We start from the raw sequence: 16,870 nt of genomic DNA on the forward strand, positions 1-16,870 counted from the left end.
ATGACAATGGAACAGGATCGCTGGTCACGCGTGAAGAGCCGGCTGCGCTCGAACGTTGGCGAGGACGTCTATACGAGCTGGTTTGCGCGCATGGATCTGGAAGGCGTGCAGGAGGAGAGCGTGCGGCTCTCGGTCCCGACACGCTTCCTGAAGAGCTGGATCCAGGCCCATTATGCCGAGCGCGTGCTGTCGTGCTGGCAGGCCGAGATGCCCGAAGTGCATCGCATCGATCTCACCGTTCGCTCCGCGGTGCGCCCCGTGGTGCAGCCGAAGGAAGCGCCCGCGCCGGTCGAAGCGCGCCGCACGCCTGCGCCGGAGCTGCGCTCGACCGCGACCGCGCCGGTCTCGGCCAATCATGACGCGCTCGGCGGCTCGCCGCTCGATCCGCGCCTGACCTTTGCAAGCTTCGTCGTCGGCCGCTCCAACACGCTGGCGCATGCCGCGGCACGCCAGGTCGCCGAAGGGCGCCGCGGCGACCCCGTGATGTTCAACCCGCTCTACATTCATGCCGGCGTCGGCCTCGGCAAGACGCATCTGCTCCAGGCGGTGACCTGGGCCGGCAATTCCGGCAACGAGCGCAAGGTGCTGTATCTCACGGCCGAGAAATTCATGTACGGCTTCGTCGCCGCGCTGAAGACGCAGACGGCGCTCGCCTTCAAGGAAGCGCTGCGCGGCATCGACGTGCTCGTGATCGACGATCTCCAGTTTCTCCAGGGCAAGTCGACCCAGGCCGAGTTCTGCCACACGCTGAACGCGCTGATCGACGCCGGCCGTCAGGTCGTGATCGCGGCCGACCGTCCGCCGTCCGATCTCGAAAGCCTCGACGATCGCGTGCGCTCGCGCCTCGCCGGCGGCCTCGTGGTCGAGATGGGCTCGCTCGGCGAGGAGCTGCGCCACGGCATTCTCAAGTCGCGCGTCGCCGCCGCCCGCGCCCATCATGCGACCTTCGAGGTCCCGGAGGAGGTGCTGGCCTATCTGGCCCGCGCCATCACCCATAACGGCAGGGATCTCGAAGGCGCGATCAACCGCCTGCTGGCGCACTCGAAACTCAACAACCGGCCGGTGACGCTGGAAATGGCGGAGCACGAGGTGCGCGACCTGATCCGGCCGCAGGAGCCGAAGCGGATCAAGATCGAGGACATCCAGCGCGTGGTGGCGCGGCAGTATAATGTCAGCCGCTCCGACCTCCTGTCCTCGCGCCGTACCGCCAACGTAGTCCGGCCGCGCCAGGTGGCGATGTATCTCGCCAAGACGCTGACCCTGCGTTCGCTCCCCGAGATCGGCCGCCGCTTTGGCGGGCGTGACCACACCACGGTGCTGCATGCCGTGCGCAAGATCGAGGCCCTGGTGTCCAAGGACACCGCGCTGTCGGAGGAAGTGGAGTCGCTGAAGCGCCAGCTTCAGGAATAAACGCCTAGGCTGCCTCCTGCCATTCTCCCGCCGCCCTGGCCTGCCCGGGCGGCGGTTGCGTTTCCAAGGGTAAATCGTGGGGAACTGCCCCCAATCCCTTGAAACGGATGACATTCCGAGCCACCTTGCGCGACCCTGACGGCTTTGGTCATATCGGCTCGATGACCCGGCCTTCCGGGGTCTTCGGTGCCGCGGCGCGCTGTCCTCCGCCCGGCTTTTTCCATCTTTGGGGATCGGGCGAGTAGTGCAATGAAGGTTACGGTCGAACGCGCGCAACTCCTGAAGTCGCTGGGCCATGTCCACCGCGTGGTCGAGCGCCGCAACACGATTCCGATCCTCGGCAACGTGCTGGTCCGCGCCGAGAACGCGAAACTGTCGCTGAAGGCGACCGACCTCGACCTCGAGGTGACGGAAACGCTGCCGGCGGAAACCGCGACCGCGGGATCCACCACCGTGCCGGCGCACATGTTCTACGACATCGTGCGCAAGCTGCCGGATGGCTCGCAGATCGTGCTGGAGGCCGACGGCGACCGCGCCGTGCTGGCGATCCGCGCCGGCCGCTCGCGCTTCACGCTGCAGACCCTGCCGGAGAATGATTTCCCGGATCTCGCCGCCGGCGACATGTCGCATTCGTTCAACCTTGCCGCCAAGGACGTCAAGCGGCTGATCGACCGCACCCAGTTCGCGATCTCCACGGAAGAGACGCGCTATTATCTCAACGGCATCTATCTGCACGCCGCCGGCACCGCGAAGGCTGCCACCCTGCGCGGCGTCGCCACCGACGGCCATCGCTTGGCCCAGCTCGATTTGGTCCAGCCCAAGGGCGCCGACGGCATGCCAGGGGTCATCGTGCCGCGCAAGACGGTCGGCGAGGTGCAGCGCCTGATCGAGGACACCGAAGCCGAGATGACGATCGAGCTGTCGCAGGCCAAGATCCGCTTCACCATCGGCAATGTGGTGCTGACCTCGAAGCTGATCGACGGCACCTTCCCTGACTATGGCCGCGTCATCCCGCAAGGCAACGACAAGGAGCTCGTCGTCGACAAGAAGGATTTCGAGAACGCGGTCGACCGTGTCTCGACCATCTCCAGCGAGCGCGGCCGTGCGGTCAAACTGTCGCTGTCGCCGGGCAAGCTGGTGCTGTCCGTCACCAACCCGGATTCCGGCAGCGCGACCGAAGAGCTCGAGGTCGAATACGCCTCCGACGCCCTCGATATCGGCTTCAATTCCCGCTATTTGCTCGACATCGCCGCCCAGATCGAAGGCGACGTCGCAACGCTCCGGCTCGCCGATCCCGGTTCGCCGACGCTGGTGCAGGACAAGGACGACAAGAGCGCGCTGTATGTGCTGATGCCGATGCGAGTGTGAGGGGCGCTCTCTCGACCATCCATCGGAGCCGTAGGGTGGGCAAAGCTTGCGCCGTAGCTCGAAGAGCGAAGGTGAAAGCGTGCCCACCATGCAGCGGCACGGATGATCGCGGCGAGACGTGGGCACGGCGCGCGCAGAGCGCACCTTTGCCCACCCTACGGCATACTGCGTGAGGCGCCACCCTCTCCCACAAGGGGAGAGGGGAAGAATCCCGTCCATGACGAATAGCTGATGACCCCCTCCCGCATTCATCGCCTGACGCTGACGCATTTTCGCAATTACCGGGCGGCGGGGCTCGAGACGGCGGCTGACATGGTGGCGCTGGTCGGGCCGAACGGGGCGGGCAAGACCAATTGCATCGAGGCGATCTCGTTCCTGTCGCCGGGCCGGGGCCTGCGGCGCGCGACGCTGGAAGACGTCGCCGACAACCAGGGCGACGGCTCCTGGGCGGTGGCGGCGCAGGTCGAGGGCGCGCTGGGGCTTGCGACGCTCGGCACCGGCATCGACGCACCGCAAGCAGACAGCACCGTGAGCCGGCGCGTCCGCATCGACCGCGAGCCGGTCAATTCGGCCACCGCCTTCGGCGACCACATCCGCATGGTCTGGCTGACGCCGGCGATGGACGGGCTGTTCATGGGCGGAGGCTCCGAGCGGCGGCGCTTCTTCGACCGCCTGGTGCTGGCCATCGACAGCGACCATTCGAGCCGCATCTCCGCACTGGAGCGCTCGTTGCGCTCGCGCAACCGCCTGCTGGAGACGCGCAATTACGACGACCATTGGTGTGACGCGATCGAGCGCGAGACCGCCGAGCTTGCGGTCGCGGTCGCCGCAACGCGCGGCCAGACCGCAGCAAGGCTGACCGGCATGCTGAATGCGCGCGCACAGGCGTCCGCCTTCCCGTCGGCTCAAATCGCGCTCGACGGCTGGATGGAGAACGCGCTGCTTCAGGAGACTGCGACCTCGGTCGAGGACCGCTACCGCCAGATCCTGCGCGACAACCGTCCGCGCGATGCCATCGCCGGCCGTACCACCGACGGTCCGCATCTCACCGACCTTCAGGTGATCTATGCACCGAAGAGCATGCCCGCGCGCGACGCGTCCACGGGCGAGCAGAAGGCGCTTCTGATCGGCCTCGTGCTTGCCCATGCGACGCTGGTCGCCGAGATGACCGGCATCGTGCCGCTGCTGCTGCTCGACGAGGTCGTCGCCCATCTCGATCCTAGCAGGCGCGCGGCGCTGTTCGACGAGCTGCGCAAGCTCGGCGCGCAGGTCTGGCTGACCGGCGCGGACCCCGCCGCCTTCACTGAGATTGGCGCAGGCAGCGAAGTCTTTGACGTCGAGAGCGGACGGGTTTCGGCGCGGCGCTAGACCCCGCCCTTGAACCCGACCGTTTCCCTTCGCGACTAGCTTTTTGAGGCGCGGCGATGCGTGTCGCAACCTCAGCCATCGCGCATGACGCGCGATTTCCCTGGAGAAGCGAGATGCGGACGGTGAGGACCGGGGCGCGGGTCCCGGCACGATGGCTGGCGCCTGCCTGCGGCCTGTTTTTTCTTGCGACCTGCATGCTCGCGGCGAGCGCCAGCGCCTGGGTGCCGCAACTGGCGCCGCTGTTTTCACCCGCGCTGACGCCGGATCCCGACGCGAAGCTGCCCGCGCCGACCCGTTATACCTATCGCGAGATCGGCATCACCACGATGCTCGACGTCGACGCTCCGCTCCGGACCAAGCTCATCACCCGCATCCCCGCCGAGCTCGGCGACGTGCTCGCCTTCTACCGCAAGGAGCTCGGAAAGCTCGGGTGGCATGAGCAGCGCGATGGCGCGGTGATCGCTGCCGATCACGTCCAGCTCGCCTTCGTCTCCCCGCTTGGTCCGGCGGCGCTCGCGCTCGGCCGCAAGGACAGCGACACCTTGGTCCATCTGGTGCAGCGAAACCAGGAGGCCGCGACAAGAGCGCAAATCATGCCCAGGGCCGGCCGTGCCGCGCTGATGTTCACCAATCTCGGCGACAAGGAAGCCATCTTCACCATCGACCACCGGACCGTCACGCTCCCTGCGCGCGCCGGCAAGGAGCGCCCCGAGGCGCCGCTGTTCAATCTGCCGCCGGGAAAATACCCCACCACATTGAAGGTCGAAGGTCGCGCCGACCGCGATACGACGATCGAGCTCGTGGCCGGCGATGCCTGGGACGTCACGGTCGGGCCCAACGGAGAGCTGTGGTCGCCGCTCCAGCTTTACTGATCCTCAAAGCCTTCGAAGGCGCCCCGGCATCCCGGAACTGCTGCCGTCACCCCCGGGGAAATGCGGTTGATTTCGACGCGAAAAACCTCCCCGAATCGGGCTTTTCGCGAGCCTCCGAAACGGCCTTCAAACGCCTTGAAAACTCGCTGAAAAACCCCATCTACTCAAAGGGTTGCGAGGGGATACTTTGCGCTAGGCGCAATCCCTCTTTCGTGGCACAAATAGCCTGCAAATCAGCGCCTTTTGCGCCGCTGATTCGGGCGACATCTCGAAGGCCTCTCATGACAGAACCTGCTCGGCAGACGCCTGCCGAAAACGAGCCCTCAAATCCGAGCGATTACGGGGCGGAATCGATCCGTGTGCTCAAGGGTCTCGATGCCGTCCGCAAGCGTCCGGGCATGTATATCGGCGACACCGATGACGGCTCGGGCCTGCACCACATGGTCTACGAAGTCGTCGACAACGCGATCGACGAAGCGCTGGCGGGCCACGCCTCGCGCGTCGACGTCGTGCTCAATGCCGACAATTCCGTCACCGTGCGTGACGACGGCCGCGGCATTCCGGTCGACATCCACAAGGGCGAAGGCATCTCGGCGGCCGAGGTCATCATGACCCAGCTCCATGCCGGCGGAAAATTCGACCAGAACTCCTACAAGGTTTCCGGCGGTCTGCACGGCGTCGGCGTCTCCGTCGTCAACGCGCTATCGAGCAAGCTCGGCCTGCGCATCTGGCGCGACGACAAGGAGCACTACATCGAGTTCGCCCATGGCGATGCCGTCGCACCGCTGAAGGTGGTCGGCGACGCGCCGGGCCGGCGCGGCACCGAGGTGACCTTCCACGCCTCGACCGAGACCTTCAAGAACATCGAATATGATTTCGCGACACTGGAGCACCGGCTGCGCGAGCTCGCCTTCCTCAATTCCGGCGTCAACATCGCCCTCTCCGACATGCGTCACGCGGTCGAGAAGCGCGAGGAGATGCACTATTCCGGCGGCGTCGAGGAATTCGTCAAATATCTCGACCGCAACAAGAAGGCGATCGTGCCGGCCCCGATCATGGTGCGCGCCGAAGCCAACGGCATCGGCGTCGAGGCCGCTTTGTGGTGGAACGACAGCTACCACGAGAACGTGCTGTGCTTCACCAACAACATCCCGCAGCGCGACGGCGGCACCCATCTGGCCGGTTTCCGCGGCGCGCTGACGCGCCAGGTCAACGGCTATGCCGAGGCCAATGCGAAAAAGGAAAAGATCGCGCTGACCGGCGACGATTGCCGCGAAGGCCTCACGGCCGTGCTGTCGGTGAAGGTGCCGGATCCGAAATTCTCGTCGCAGACCAAGGACAAGCTGGTGTCCTCGGAAGTGCGTCCCGTGGTCGAGAACGTCCTCAACGAGGCGCTCCAGGCCTGGTTCGAGGAGCACCCGAGCGAAGCCAAGATGATCGTCGGCAAGGTGATCCAGGCTGCCGCAGCGCGTGAAGCCGCGCGAAAAGCGCGCGAGCTGACGCGCAAGAGCCCGCTGTCGGTCTCCTCGCTGCCCGGCAAGCTCGCCGACTGCCAGGAAAAGGACCCGGCCAAGTCCGAACTCTTCATCGTCGAGGGCGACTCGGCAGGCGGCAGCGCCAAGCAGGGCCGCAACCGTGAATTCCAGGCCGTCTTGCCTCTGCGCGGCAAGATCCTCAACGTCGAGCGCGTCCGCCCGGACAAGATGCTGGGCAGCGAGCAGATCGGCACGCTGATCACCGCGCTCGGTACCAGCATCGGCGACGAATTCTCGGTCGAGAAGCTGCGCTATCACAAGATCATCGTGATGACGGACGCCGACGTCGACGGCGCCCACATCCGCACGCTGCTGCTCACCTTCTTCTACCGGCAGATGCGCGACATCATCGACGGCGGCTATCTCTATATCGCGCAGCCGCCGCTCTATAAGGTCTCCAGAGGCAAGTCCGAGCAATATCTGAAGGATGAGCGGGCGCTGGAAGATTATCTGATCGACACCGGGCTCGACGACTGCGTCTACATTCCCGGCAATGGCGGCGACCGCACCGGCCGCGACCTGCGTTCGCTGGTCGATGATGCCCGCGTCGTTCGCAGCATCCTGCGCAATCTGCACAGCCGCTACAATCGCAAGGTGATCGAGCAGGCCGCCATCACCGGCGTGCTGAACAAGGCGATCTACGGCGATCCCGAGAAGGCCGCTACGGCCGCGCAATATATCGCCGGCCGCCTGGACAATCAGTCCGAGGAGGTCGAGCGCGGCTGGATCGGTCAATACGTCGAAGGCCAGGGCTTCCAGTTCGAGCGTACGGTGCGCGGCGTCAAGGAAGCCGCCGTCATCGACGACGCTTTCCTGGGCTCGGCCGAAGCGCGCAAGCTCGACGAGTACACCGTGAAGCTCCAGGACGTTTATGCCCGCTCCGGCAAGCTGCGGCGCAAGGACGCCGAACACCCTGTCCACGGCCCGGTCGATCTGTTCGAAGCGGTCACCGACGCCGGCCGCAAGGGCGTGACCCTGCAGCGCTACAAAGGTCTTGGCGAGATGAACCCGGAGCAGCTCTGGGAGACGACGCTCGATACCGACGCTCGCTCGCTGCTCCAGGTGAAGGTCAAGGAGGTCGACGAGGCCGACGACATCTTCACCAAGCTGATGGGCGACGTGGTCGAGCCGCGCCGCGACTTCATCCAGGAACATTCGCTCAGCGCGACGATCGATATTTGACAACCGGCTGCCCGTGTGCCGCAATCGCGGCGGCACTGCAGTGCAGCGCCGGACATGCATCCAACACAGGCCGGTGGACGAGGCCTCGACCTCCGTTTCCGTGCCCCCAGCCAAGCGCCACGAGGCCGATGATTGGCGGCCCGAGCGCGGGACCAATTGGGTTAGCGGCCCTGCCCTGTTGCGCCTGCCCCGCGTCGTATTCTAAACGTAAGGTTGCAACACGCCACTCCGGCGAAACTCTCAACGGAGGCTCCCGTGGCACGCGACACCTCTGGCGGCGGGACCGCCGACCTGGAGCGGGAAAAGCTCAATGCGGACGTACGGCTCCGCGAGCGAGAGCTCGGCATCAGGGAGCGCGAGCAGCAAAGCCGTGAAGCAGAGATCGCTCTCAAAGAGCAGGAATTTGCGCGATCACGCTGGTCAAGCCCTCTGGTCCTCGCCGTCATCGGTGCGGCCATAGCGGGCGTCTTCAATGGCGGCGTCGCATGGTGGAACAGCCGCGAGCAGCAACAGCTCGAAGGCGACAGGGCGAAGCGCAATCTGGAGTCGGAGCAGCAAAAGGATGAACGCAATGCTGCGCTCGAAGCCAGAAAGGCGGAAGCCGCCCGCATCCTCGAGATGATCAAGACTAACGATCAGGAAGCCGCGGCCAACAATTTGAAATTTTTGGTCGAGGCTGGTCTCGTGTCCGACCAAAGTGGGCAGCTCGGGAGGTATCTTGCCAAACGAAAACCGGGCGAAGGACCCGTACTTCCCTTGGCCGGAAGCAAGGAGCTGCGGTTTTCGCCTCAGTTGGGAATGGTTAGTGGGACCGGCGTCTACAGAATGGGCGATACCGCACTGGAGATCGCCTCGGTCCAAACGTACTTGCTGAAGGCCGGGTTCTATAAAGGCCTTCCAGATGGATCGTTCGGCCCTTTGACCGATGAAGGCGTGCGACGTTACGAGACTGAGAACAATCTACCTGTTACCGGCCTAATTGGTCCGCGCCTACTCGAACTCGCCCGCGCTACTGGCCAGCTTCGACTGCCCCAAAACTACAAGGACCTGAATTCGGACGATCTGGTAACTCGCTGCCTCTATCTGACAATGGCGTTGGACGGCACCGATTTCGATAGGGTTGCCGCAAGCGTCGATGACGGCCTTTTCCTTGGCGCGGGCGGCCTGGCGGCCTCGACACTGCTCTCGCGGATCAACCAAGCAGAACCGCGAACGATCCAGGACATTGCCGGCAGCATGGCGGAGACACTTCTAACGAACATTCAAAAGCCGAGGCCCGAGTTCATCTTATGGGCAAGATCGATTTCAGCTGGAGACGGCAATTCCCAACTGAAGGACCCGTGGCAGGATATCTTGGTTCGGATATTACAGACGGACGTCTCGAAACGCGTGCAGATGGACATGATACAGGAGCGATTTTATTCGCGTGCGAAGAAATTGCATGAGGAGCTGAAATTCACGTCAGAGCGATCTCTTTGTATGTTGTTCGATTTCCTCTGGCAGAGCGGGGCAGTCCGGAAAGAGATGATTGAGGAATATAAACGACTCAACGTCGAAATGGGTGATATTGAGCGACTAGGCTCGGATGTCGTCGAGCAGGGGCGGATCAGCAATTTCTTCAACGCGGTGGTCAAGAAACAGACCGGCGCCCGTTTCCCCGAACTTCTACTGCCCCGACGGCTTGTTTTCGTGTTCGGAAAGGGAACGGCCGACCACGCCGGGGACATCAACCTTGCCAGCAACTTCCAAATTGAACTGAAGCCCCTTGAACGATGAGATCGGGGGCCTCGTGACCTCCTGTATATCCAGCCGGATTTTCAGGATGCCGATGAACCCGACCCGCGGCCATCGCGACGAAGTGGCATGAACCCGTTGCCAGTTCGGCCGGGAACCCCTCACGCCATGACCGCCTCTGCAACGAACCGTTCCGCCGTTCCCTCCCGCCGCCTCGGGATCATCGGCAGCATCGTCGGCGTGCTGGCGCTGATGGCGGCCGTGCTGCCGCACTGGGTCGTTCCGATCGTTTTTCCGCCGCCGCCGGCGGATAAGGTGATTGTCGACACCGGGCATCGCATCAAGGATCGCGTCATCGCACACGTGAAGGGCGTGGAATACCAGGCTCCGAAGGTCGAAAAATCGGCCGCCAGAACCTGGCGCGAAACCGCTTCCGTCACCGCGATCACGCTGGGCCTGTTTGCCATCCTGCTCTCGGTCCTCTCGCTGATTTTTCGCGAGGAGAGGCTCCTGGCCGGCGTGGCCGCCACGCTCGGCATCGGCGCCATCGCGGTCGAGCTTTCCTTCGTCGTGATCGGCGCGCTGATCCTGATCGCGATCCTCTATGTGGTCGGCAATATCATCGGACTGCTCTGAGCCTTTTCGGGCCTGCCGGGCGGACGTCAGCGCAGCCAGCGCAATTGCTCCCGCGCTCGATTCTCTGTAGTTTCCGCCCGAAACAGCCCACCCCATCCAACAGCACAGCGAGAATCCACTTGGCGCCCATCCAGTACATCGTCGAGGGCGGTCACCGGCTCTCGGGCTCGATCGAGCCGTCCGGCAACAAGAATTCGGCGCTGCCGATCATCGCAGCCGCGCTGCTCACCGAGCATCCGGTGACGCTTGAGAACGTGCCGCGGATCCGCGACACCGAGACGCTGGTCGAGCTGATCCGCTCGGTCGGCGCGTCGGCCGAATGGACCGCCCGCAACACGCTGCATATCCATGCCAAGAGCATCCGCGCCGCCGATCTCGATCCCGAGCTGTGCGTGCGCATCCGCGCCTCGATCCTGCTCGCCGGGCCCCTGCTCGCGCGCTGCGGCGAAGTGATGTTGCCGCCGCCCGGCGGCGACGTCATCGGCCGCCGCCGGCTCGACACCCATGTGCTCGCGCTCGAACAGTTAGGGGCAAAAGTCACGGCGACCGACCGGCTCGAGTTTCGCGCGGCCAAGCTCGCCGGCGCCGACGTGTTCCTGGACGAGCCGAGCGTCACCGCGACCGAGAACGCGCTGGTCGCGGCGGTCGCCGCCGACGGCGTCACCTATTTGCGCAACGCCGCGTCCGAGCCGCATGTGCAGGACCTCGCCAATTTCCTGGTCGCGCTTGGTGCGAAGATCGAGGGCATCGGCACCAACACGATGATCGTGCATGGGCCGGCGACGCTGGGCGGCACGACCTACCGGATCCAGCCTGATCATATCGAGGTCGGCTCGCTGATCGGGCTTGCCGCCGTGACGCGCTCTCCCTTGCGCATCACGCGCGCCGGCGTCGAGCATTTGCGCTCGATCCGCATGGGGTTCGAGCGGCTCGGCATCGTCTGCCGCGTCGAGGGCGACGATCTGATCGTGCCCTCCAATCAGACGCTGAAGATCCAGGACGATTTCGGCGGCCACGTGCCGAAGCTGGAGGACCAGCCCTGGCCGGCCTTCCCGGCCGACCTGATGTCGATCGCGATCGTCACCGCCACGCAATGCGAGGGCGTGATCCTGATGTTCGAGAAGATGTTCGAATCCAGGATGTTCTTCGTCGACAAGCTGATCGCGATGGGCGCGCGTATCGTGCTCTGTGATCCTCATCGCGCCATCATCGCCGGCCCCAGCCGCCTGCGCGGGGCATCGATGATCTCGCCCGACATCCGCGCCGGCATGGCCATGCTGCTCGCCGCGGTCTGCGCCGAGGGCACCTCGACGATCAACAACGCCGACCAGATCGAGCGCGGCTACGAGCGCATCGACGAACGGCTCAACGCGCTCGGCGCGAAGATCAAGCGGGTGCCGGAACGGAAGGGGTGAGGCTGCCCTTCTTCCTCCTCCCCCTGTGGGAGGAGGTGTAGCCGAAGTCTCACGTCTCGAACCAGTATCGTAGGGTGGGCAAAGCGAAGCGTGCCCACGGCTTCTGATGGTGGGCACGGCGCAAGTGCGCCTTTGCCCACCCTACGATACCGAGCGAGCGGAGAACGCGGGGCCATGTTTTCGACGTGTGGCTGTGCTATTGCAGCCACCATGCTCGACACCGTCCAACATCGTTCGCAGCCGCAAGCCGGCGTGCCGCCAAACCATCTCGCCGAAGAGTTCGTCGAGACGCTGCGGCTGGCCGTGCCGATGATGCTGACGCAGCTCGGGCAGATCGCGATGATCACGACCGATCTGGCGATGATCGGCCACCTCGGCGAGAGCGCGGTGGCCGCGGCGGCGCTGGCGCACACGGTCTATTTCGTCAGCTTCACTTTCGGGCTCGGACTGATGTCCGCGGTGTCGCCGCTGGCCGCGCAGGCGTTCGGCGCCGGCGATTTCAGGCGGATCCGCCGCTCCCTGCGCGTCGGCCTGTGGGCCGCGCTGCTGATCTCGCTGCCGATGATGGCCTCGCCGCTCTATGGCGAGCACATCCTGATTGCGCTCGGCCAGGCGCCGCAATCGGCCGCGCTGGCCCAGCGCTATCTCTACGGATTGGCCTGGGGCATCGCGCCCGCGCTCGGCTTCATCGCGCTGCGCAGCATGATGAGCGCGGTGAACCGGCCGCAGGCGCCGCTATGGATCACCATTGCCGCGATCCCGATCAATGCCGCCCTGGTCTATGTGCTGATCCACGGCCTGTTCGGCCTGCCGGAGCTGGGCCTGTTCGGCGCCGGACTTGCGACCACGCTGGTCAATCTCGGCACGTTCCTCGCCACGCTCGCCATCGCCGCGTGGCGCAAGCCGTTCTCGGATTATCATCTGCTCGCCCATCTCTGGCGGATCGACTGGCCCTTGATGCGCCAGCTCATCGCGATCGGCGCGCCGATCTCGTTTTCCCTGCTGATGGAGTACGGCCTGTTCTCCTCGGCCGCCCTGCTGATGGGGCTGATCTCGACCGCGGCGATCGCCGCGCACCAGATCGCGCTCCAGGTCACCGCCGTGCTGTTCATGGTGCCGCTCGGCATCGGCATGGCGGCGACGGTGCGGGTCGGCCATGCCTTCGGCCGCAACGAACCGCTGGCGGTCAGGCGTGCAGGACTGGTCGCGGCCGTGCTCGGGATCGTTCTGGTCTCCGCCCTGACGGTCGCCATCATTCTCGGCCGCTACCAGCTCGGCCGGTTGTTCTTCGGCACCAGTGAGGCCAGCGCGGCAACCATCGAGCTGACGGCCACACTGCTGGTGGTCGGCGCGACCTTCTTCATCGCGGACGGCCTCCAGACCATCGTGGGCGGCGCGCTGCGCGGCATCAACGACACCAAGATGACGCTGGTGTTCGCGGCGATCGGCTATTGGGCCGTCGCCTTTCCCGTCGCCTGGGTGCTGGCGTTCAACGCCGGCTTCGGCGCGGTCGGCGTCTGGATCGGGTTTTCGGTCGGGACGTTCGTCTATGCCGGACTCTTGATCTTGCGCTTCCGCATGCTGACGCGCAGACTGGTGGGATGATCGGGACAGTTCGCGAAGTCGCCCCTGAGGTCGACGCCGGAGCCGTGCTGGCGGGTGCCCAGTTCATCGACGCGTTTCGCGTCGAGATCGGCGCAGCGGCGGTGGACGCGCGCGAGGCCTGCACGCGGATGGTGGTGCACGGACCACGCTGGGTCGATGCACTGCTGCGCTTGCGCAACATCCTGGTAACGCCGTTCGGGCTGAAGACATCGGGCGAAGGCGAGCCGGCGCCGGGCGGCTTGATCGGCCTGTTTCCGGTGGTCAGCGAAACGCCCGAGCGCCTGGTCGCGGGCTTCAACGATCATCATCTCGACTTCCGCCTCGTGGTCGACGTTGGCGGCGATGCAACGGGCCGTCAGGTGACCTCGACCACGTTGGTACGCACGAACAATCTGCTCGGCCGCACCTACCTCGCGCTCATCATGCCGTTTCACAAGCTCGTGGTCCGCAGCATGATGAGGTGCATCGTAGAGCCGGCGCGATGACCCTGTCCGTCGACCTCTTCTACTCCTACCGCAGCCCCTTCAGCTATCTGGCGCTGCCGAAGACGCTGAAACTCGTCGCCGAGTATGATCTCGCGGTCAACCTGCGGCCGGTCTATCCGCTCGCGGTCCGCGTGCCCGGCTTCTTCAAGAAAGCCAGCCCGAACTTCATTCGCTATGTGGTGCTCGACAGCACGCGCGTGGCGCAGCACGAGGGCATTCCGTTCCGATTTCCGAGGCCGGATCCGATCGTGCAGGACAAGACGACGTTCGATGTCGCAGCCGAGCAGCCCTACATCCACCGGCTGACCCGGCTGGGTGCGATGGCGCAGCTCGAGGGCCGTTCGCTGGAATTCACGTCGGCGATCGCACCCGTGCTGTGGGACGGCTCGGTGGCGGGATGGAACGAGGGCGATTATCTCGCACGCGCCGCCGAGAAAGCGGGGTTCGACCTCGCCGCGATGGATGCAGCAATCAGCACCGACGCCGATCGCTACGAGCAGGTGATCGCCGAGAACGAAAAGGACCACGCGGCCTCGGGCCATTGGGGCGTACCGACCTTCGTGTTCGAGAACGAGCCGTTCTTCGGCCAGGACCGCATCGATCTCCTGCTCTGGCGCATGCAGGGCAAGGGCCTGACGAAGCGATAGCTCATTCCGCCACGCGCGCGGACTTGTCGGACGAGGCTTCCGACCATTCGCCGACGACGCGATCGAGATCGCAGAGATTCTGGTGCATCTGCTCCAGCGAGAAGCCGATCGCGAAGAAGCGCTCTGCGGTGTCGCTCGGCTGGCCGCGAATCAGTCCGTCCTGGCGGACGGACGCAACCGCCTCGGCGTAATGCTGGAGCGCGACGTGGACGGGGTGGATCGCCGGCGCACCGGCGCCTTCGCGCAAAGCGCTGGCTGCCGAACGCAGGAAGCGCGCGATCACGGTCGAGACTTCCGTCAAGGGCCCTGCGAGCCGCATCTGCACCTCGGCCGGCAACGGCACCACCGTGGCGCGGCCGATCATCACGACGTCATGACGCAGCCGCAGCACCGTTCGTAGCAAGGGACCGGTGTCGGGCCCGCTCGACAGCCGCGCGGCGCGCTCGCGCTCGGCCTCAGTGCCGATGGCATTCATGCCGACCATGGCGGTGCCGATGCCGTCCTGGATCCGGTGCAGCGCGTCGTTGTCGCGGCCGCGCGTGAGGCCTGCCAAGAGTTCGGTGAAGGCGTCGGCGATCAGCTCGAGCAGTTTCGCCGCACTGGCGCGGATCTGCCGCACCGCGCGGGACGGCAGCACCAGGAACGAGACCAGCAGTCCCGTGATGGCGCCGACCCCGACCTCGCTGACACGGTCGATCGCCGACGTCATGGGATCGGAGTGATGCATGGTCGGAACCAGCAACACGATCACGGCCGTAACGGTGGCTGCGCTGAGGCTCGGATTGATCGCGGCGATGAAGGCGAGCGGGGCGACCGAGAGCACCAGCAAGCCCAACAGCCCGGCCTCGCTGGAATAGGGGATCAGGATTGCGATGGCGCCGCCATAGATGGCGCCACCGATGGTGCCGAGCATGTAGTCGCGCGTCGCCTTCAGCGAGCGTCCGACGCTCATCTGGGTCACGATCAGCGAGGTCAGCACCGCCCAGAGCGGCAGCAGCAGATGCAGCGCGGTGGCGATCGCATAAGCCGCCACCGCGGCCACCGTGACCCGGATCGCCAGCCCCAATTGCGTCCGCCGCGACCGGATCCGGTCGAACAGGTCTTTTGCGAATGCCATCGTCAGACGTCCCGATCCTCTCGAAGCCAGGCAAAAGCATGGCTGATGCCCGCGGCCCCGAGGGCGCTTGAAAGGCCAAATCAGCCCGCCTAACTTGCGCGCCAAAACGAGGAAACACGATGGCCCACGAAACCGCAACGCTCGCCGCCTATGTCTTCAATCTGACATACCAGGATATTCCGGCGGAGGTGCTGGAGCGCGCCAAGGTTCTGATGCTGGACTTCCTCGGCAGCGCCATCCGCGCCCGCAGCGAAGCGGAATCGACCCCGTCGATCCTGAAGATGCTGGAAGCGCTCTCGCTAGACACCAAGGGCGAGTCCACCGTGTTCGGCGACAGCAAGACCTGGACGCCGGCGGTCGCAGCTCTCCTCAACGGCGCACTCGGCCATTCCCTCGACTTCGACGACACCCACGCCGATTCCTCGCTGCATCCGAGCGCGCCGGTGGTTCCGGCCGCCTTCGCCGTCGGCGAAATGGTCGGCGCCTCCGGCCGCGACGTGCTGACCGCGATCGTCGCGGGCTACGAGGTCTGCTGCCGGCTCGGCAACGCACTCGACCCGACCTCGCATTATGCGCGCGGCTTCCATCCGACCGCGACCGCCGGCACCTATGGCGCGGCGGCGGCGGCGGCCAAGCTGTTCGGCCTCAGCGAGCAGCAGATCATCGCCGCCTTCGGCGTCTCCGGCAGCCAGGCCGCGGGCTCGCTGCAATTCCTGGTCAACGGCGCCTGGAACAAGCGCTACCAGGTCGGCGCCGCCGCGATGAACGGCGTCATCGCCGCGACGCTGGCGCGCAACGATTTCGTCGGCGCGACGGAATCGGTCGAGGGCAAGCACGGCCTGCTCGCCGGCTACACCGACGATGCGCATCCGGGCAAGGCGGTCGCCGAGCTCGGCAAGACCTATGAGACCATGAAGATCGGCGTGAAGCCGTATCCGAGCTGCCGCTACACGCATGCCGCGATCGACGCGCTGATCGCGATGCGGCGCGAGCACAATCTGACGCCCGACCAGGTCAAGCGCGTCGAGATCGGTTTGCATCGCAACGGCATCACCTTGACCGGCGATGCCGCCACCAAGCGGCATCCGACCTCGATCGTCGGTGGCCAGTTCTCGATGTTCTTCACCGGCGCACTCGCGCTCGACCAGGGCTCGTTTGGCTGGGACGACTACAACCGCCTTGGGGACGCCACCATCGACGCGCTCGCTGACAAGTTCGACGTGGTGCAGGACGACCGGCTCGAGGTCGGCCGCACCCATCCGTTCGGCGCGCGCGTCAGCATCACCACGGACGACGGCGTGCATGAGCGGCTCTATGCCGATCCCTCCGGCGAGCCGAATTCGTTCCCCGATGCGCAGGCGATGCAGCAGAAGTTTCTGACGCTGGCCCGCCCGGTGTTGAACGCACGCGCGGACAAATTTGCTGATGCAATCATGACGCTGGAGCGGTTTGATCGCGTAGCGAAGGCGACGGAGCTGGGAAGGTAGGTTCGTCGC

At 65.3% G+C, this 16,870-nt stretch carries 13 protein-coding genes; 12 read left to right on the forward strand and 1 reads right to left on the reverse strand.

What is annotated here, in order from left to right:
- From dnaA to I3J27_RS00055, 11 genes are all read left to right on the forward strand, one after another.
- Entirely contained in the window at positions 1-1,410 is a 1,410-nt protein-coding gene (dnaA, locus tag I3J27_RS00005) for a chromosomal replication initiator protein DnaA (protein ID WP_270164123.1), read from the forward strand.
- A gap of 249 nt (positions 1,411-1,659) precedes the next feature.
- A complete protein-coding gene (gene dnaN, locus I3J27_RS00010; protein ID WP_270164124.1) occupies positions 1,660-2,778 on the forward strand; it encodes a DNA polymerase III subunit beta in 1,119 nt (372 codons plus the stop codon).
- 231 nt (positions 2,779-3,009) lie between these two features.
- Positions 3,010-4,146: a DNA replication/repair protein RecF gene (recF, locus tag I3J27_RS00015; RefSeq protein WP_270164125.1), complete on the forward strand. Its 1,137-nt coding sequence runs from the start codon at positions 3,010-3,012 to the stop codon at positions 4,144-4,146.
- A 113-nt stretch (positions 4,147-4,259) separates the two neighbouring features.
- Positions 4,260-5,018 carry a hypothetical protein gene (locus tag I3J27_RS00020; RefSeq protein ID WP_270164126.1) on the forward strand — a complete coding sequence of 253 codons (759 nt, stop codon included), beginning with the start codon at positions 4,260-4,262 and terminating at the stop codon, positions 5,016-5,018.
- A 281-nt stretch (positions 5,019-5,299) separates the two neighbouring features.
- A complete protein-coding gene (gyrB, locus tag I3J27_RS00025) occupies positions 5,300-7,735 on the forward strand; it encodes a DNA topoisomerase (ATP-hydrolyzing) subunit B (protein WP_270164127.1) in 2,436 nt (811 codons plus the stop codon).
- 255 nt (positions 7,736-7,990) lie between these two features.
- Positions 7,991-9,511 carry a peptidoglycan-binding domain-containing protein gene (locus tag I3J27_RS00030; RefSeq protein WP_270164128.1) on the forward strand — a complete coding sequence of 507 codons (1,521 nt, stop codon included), beginning with the start codon at positions 7,991-7,993 and terminating at the stop codon, positions 9,509-9,511.
- Between the two features lie 126 nt (positions 9,512-9,637).
- The gene (yidI, locus tag I3J27_RS00035) at positions 9,638-10,105 is read left to right on the forward strand and encodes an inner membrane protein YidI (RefSeq protein WP_270164129.1); all 468 of its coding nucleotides are present in this window, start codon (positions 9,638-9,640) and stop codon (positions 10,103-10,105) included.
- A gap of 119 nt (positions 10,106-10,224) precedes the next feature.
- Positions 10,225-11,520, forward strand: a complete 1,296-nt coding sequence (gene murA / locus I3J27_RS00040; RefSeq protein ID WP_270164130.1) for a UDP-N-acetylglucosamine 1-carboxyvinyltransferase — start codon at positions 10,225-10,227, stop codon at positions 11,518-11,520.
- 210 nt (positions 11,521-11,730) lie between these two features.
- Complete coding sequence (locus I3J27_RS00045; RefSeq protein WP_270164131.1) at positions 11,731-13,125, forward strand: MATE family efflux transporter; 1,395 nt, start codon at positions 11,731-11,733, stop codon at positions 13,123-13,125.
- Entirely contained in the window at positions 13,122-13,610 is a 489-nt protein-coding gene (locus I3J27_RS00050) for a DUF2867 domain-containing protein (protein WP_270164132.1), read from the forward strand. Before I3J27_RS00045 ends, I3J27_RS00050 begins: the two co-directional genes overlap by 4 nt.
- Complete coding sequence (locus I3J27_RS00055; protein ID WP_270164133.1) at positions 13,607-14,257, forward strand: 2-hydroxychromene-2-carboxylate isomerase; 651 nt, start codon at positions 13,607-13,609, stop codon at positions 14,255-14,257. The genes I3J27_RS00050 and I3J27_RS00055 overlap by 4 nt, the downstream gene beginning before the upstream one ends.
- Position 14,258: 1 nt before the next feature.
- Here the strand turns inward: I3J27_RS00055 and I3J27_RS00060 are convergent, their stop codons facing one another.
- Positions 14,259-15,374 carry an FUSC family protein gene (locus I3J27_RS00060; RefSeq protein ID WP_270164134.1) on the reverse strand — a complete coding sequence of 372 codons (1,116 nt, stop codon included), beginning with the start codon at positions 15,372-15,374 and terminating at the stop codon, positions 14,259-14,261.
- A gap of 119 nt (positions 15,375-15,493) precedes the next feature.
- Here I3J27_RS00060 and I3J27_RS00065 point away from each other — a divergent pair, with 119 nt between their 5' ends.
- Positions 15,494-16,861: an MmgE/PrpD family protein gene (locus I3J27_RS00065; protein WP_270164135.1), complete on the forward strand. Its 1,368-nt coding sequence runs from the start codon at positions 15,494-15,496 to the stop codon at positions 16,859-16,861.
- Positions 16,862-16,870: the final 9 nt, after the last annotated feature.

The sequence above is a fragment of the Bradyrhizobium xenonodulans genome (assembly GCF_027594865.1).
GTDB lineage: Bacteria > Pseudomonadota > Alphaproteobacteria > Rhizobiales > Xanthobacteraceae > Bradyrhizobium > Bradyrhizobium xenonodulans.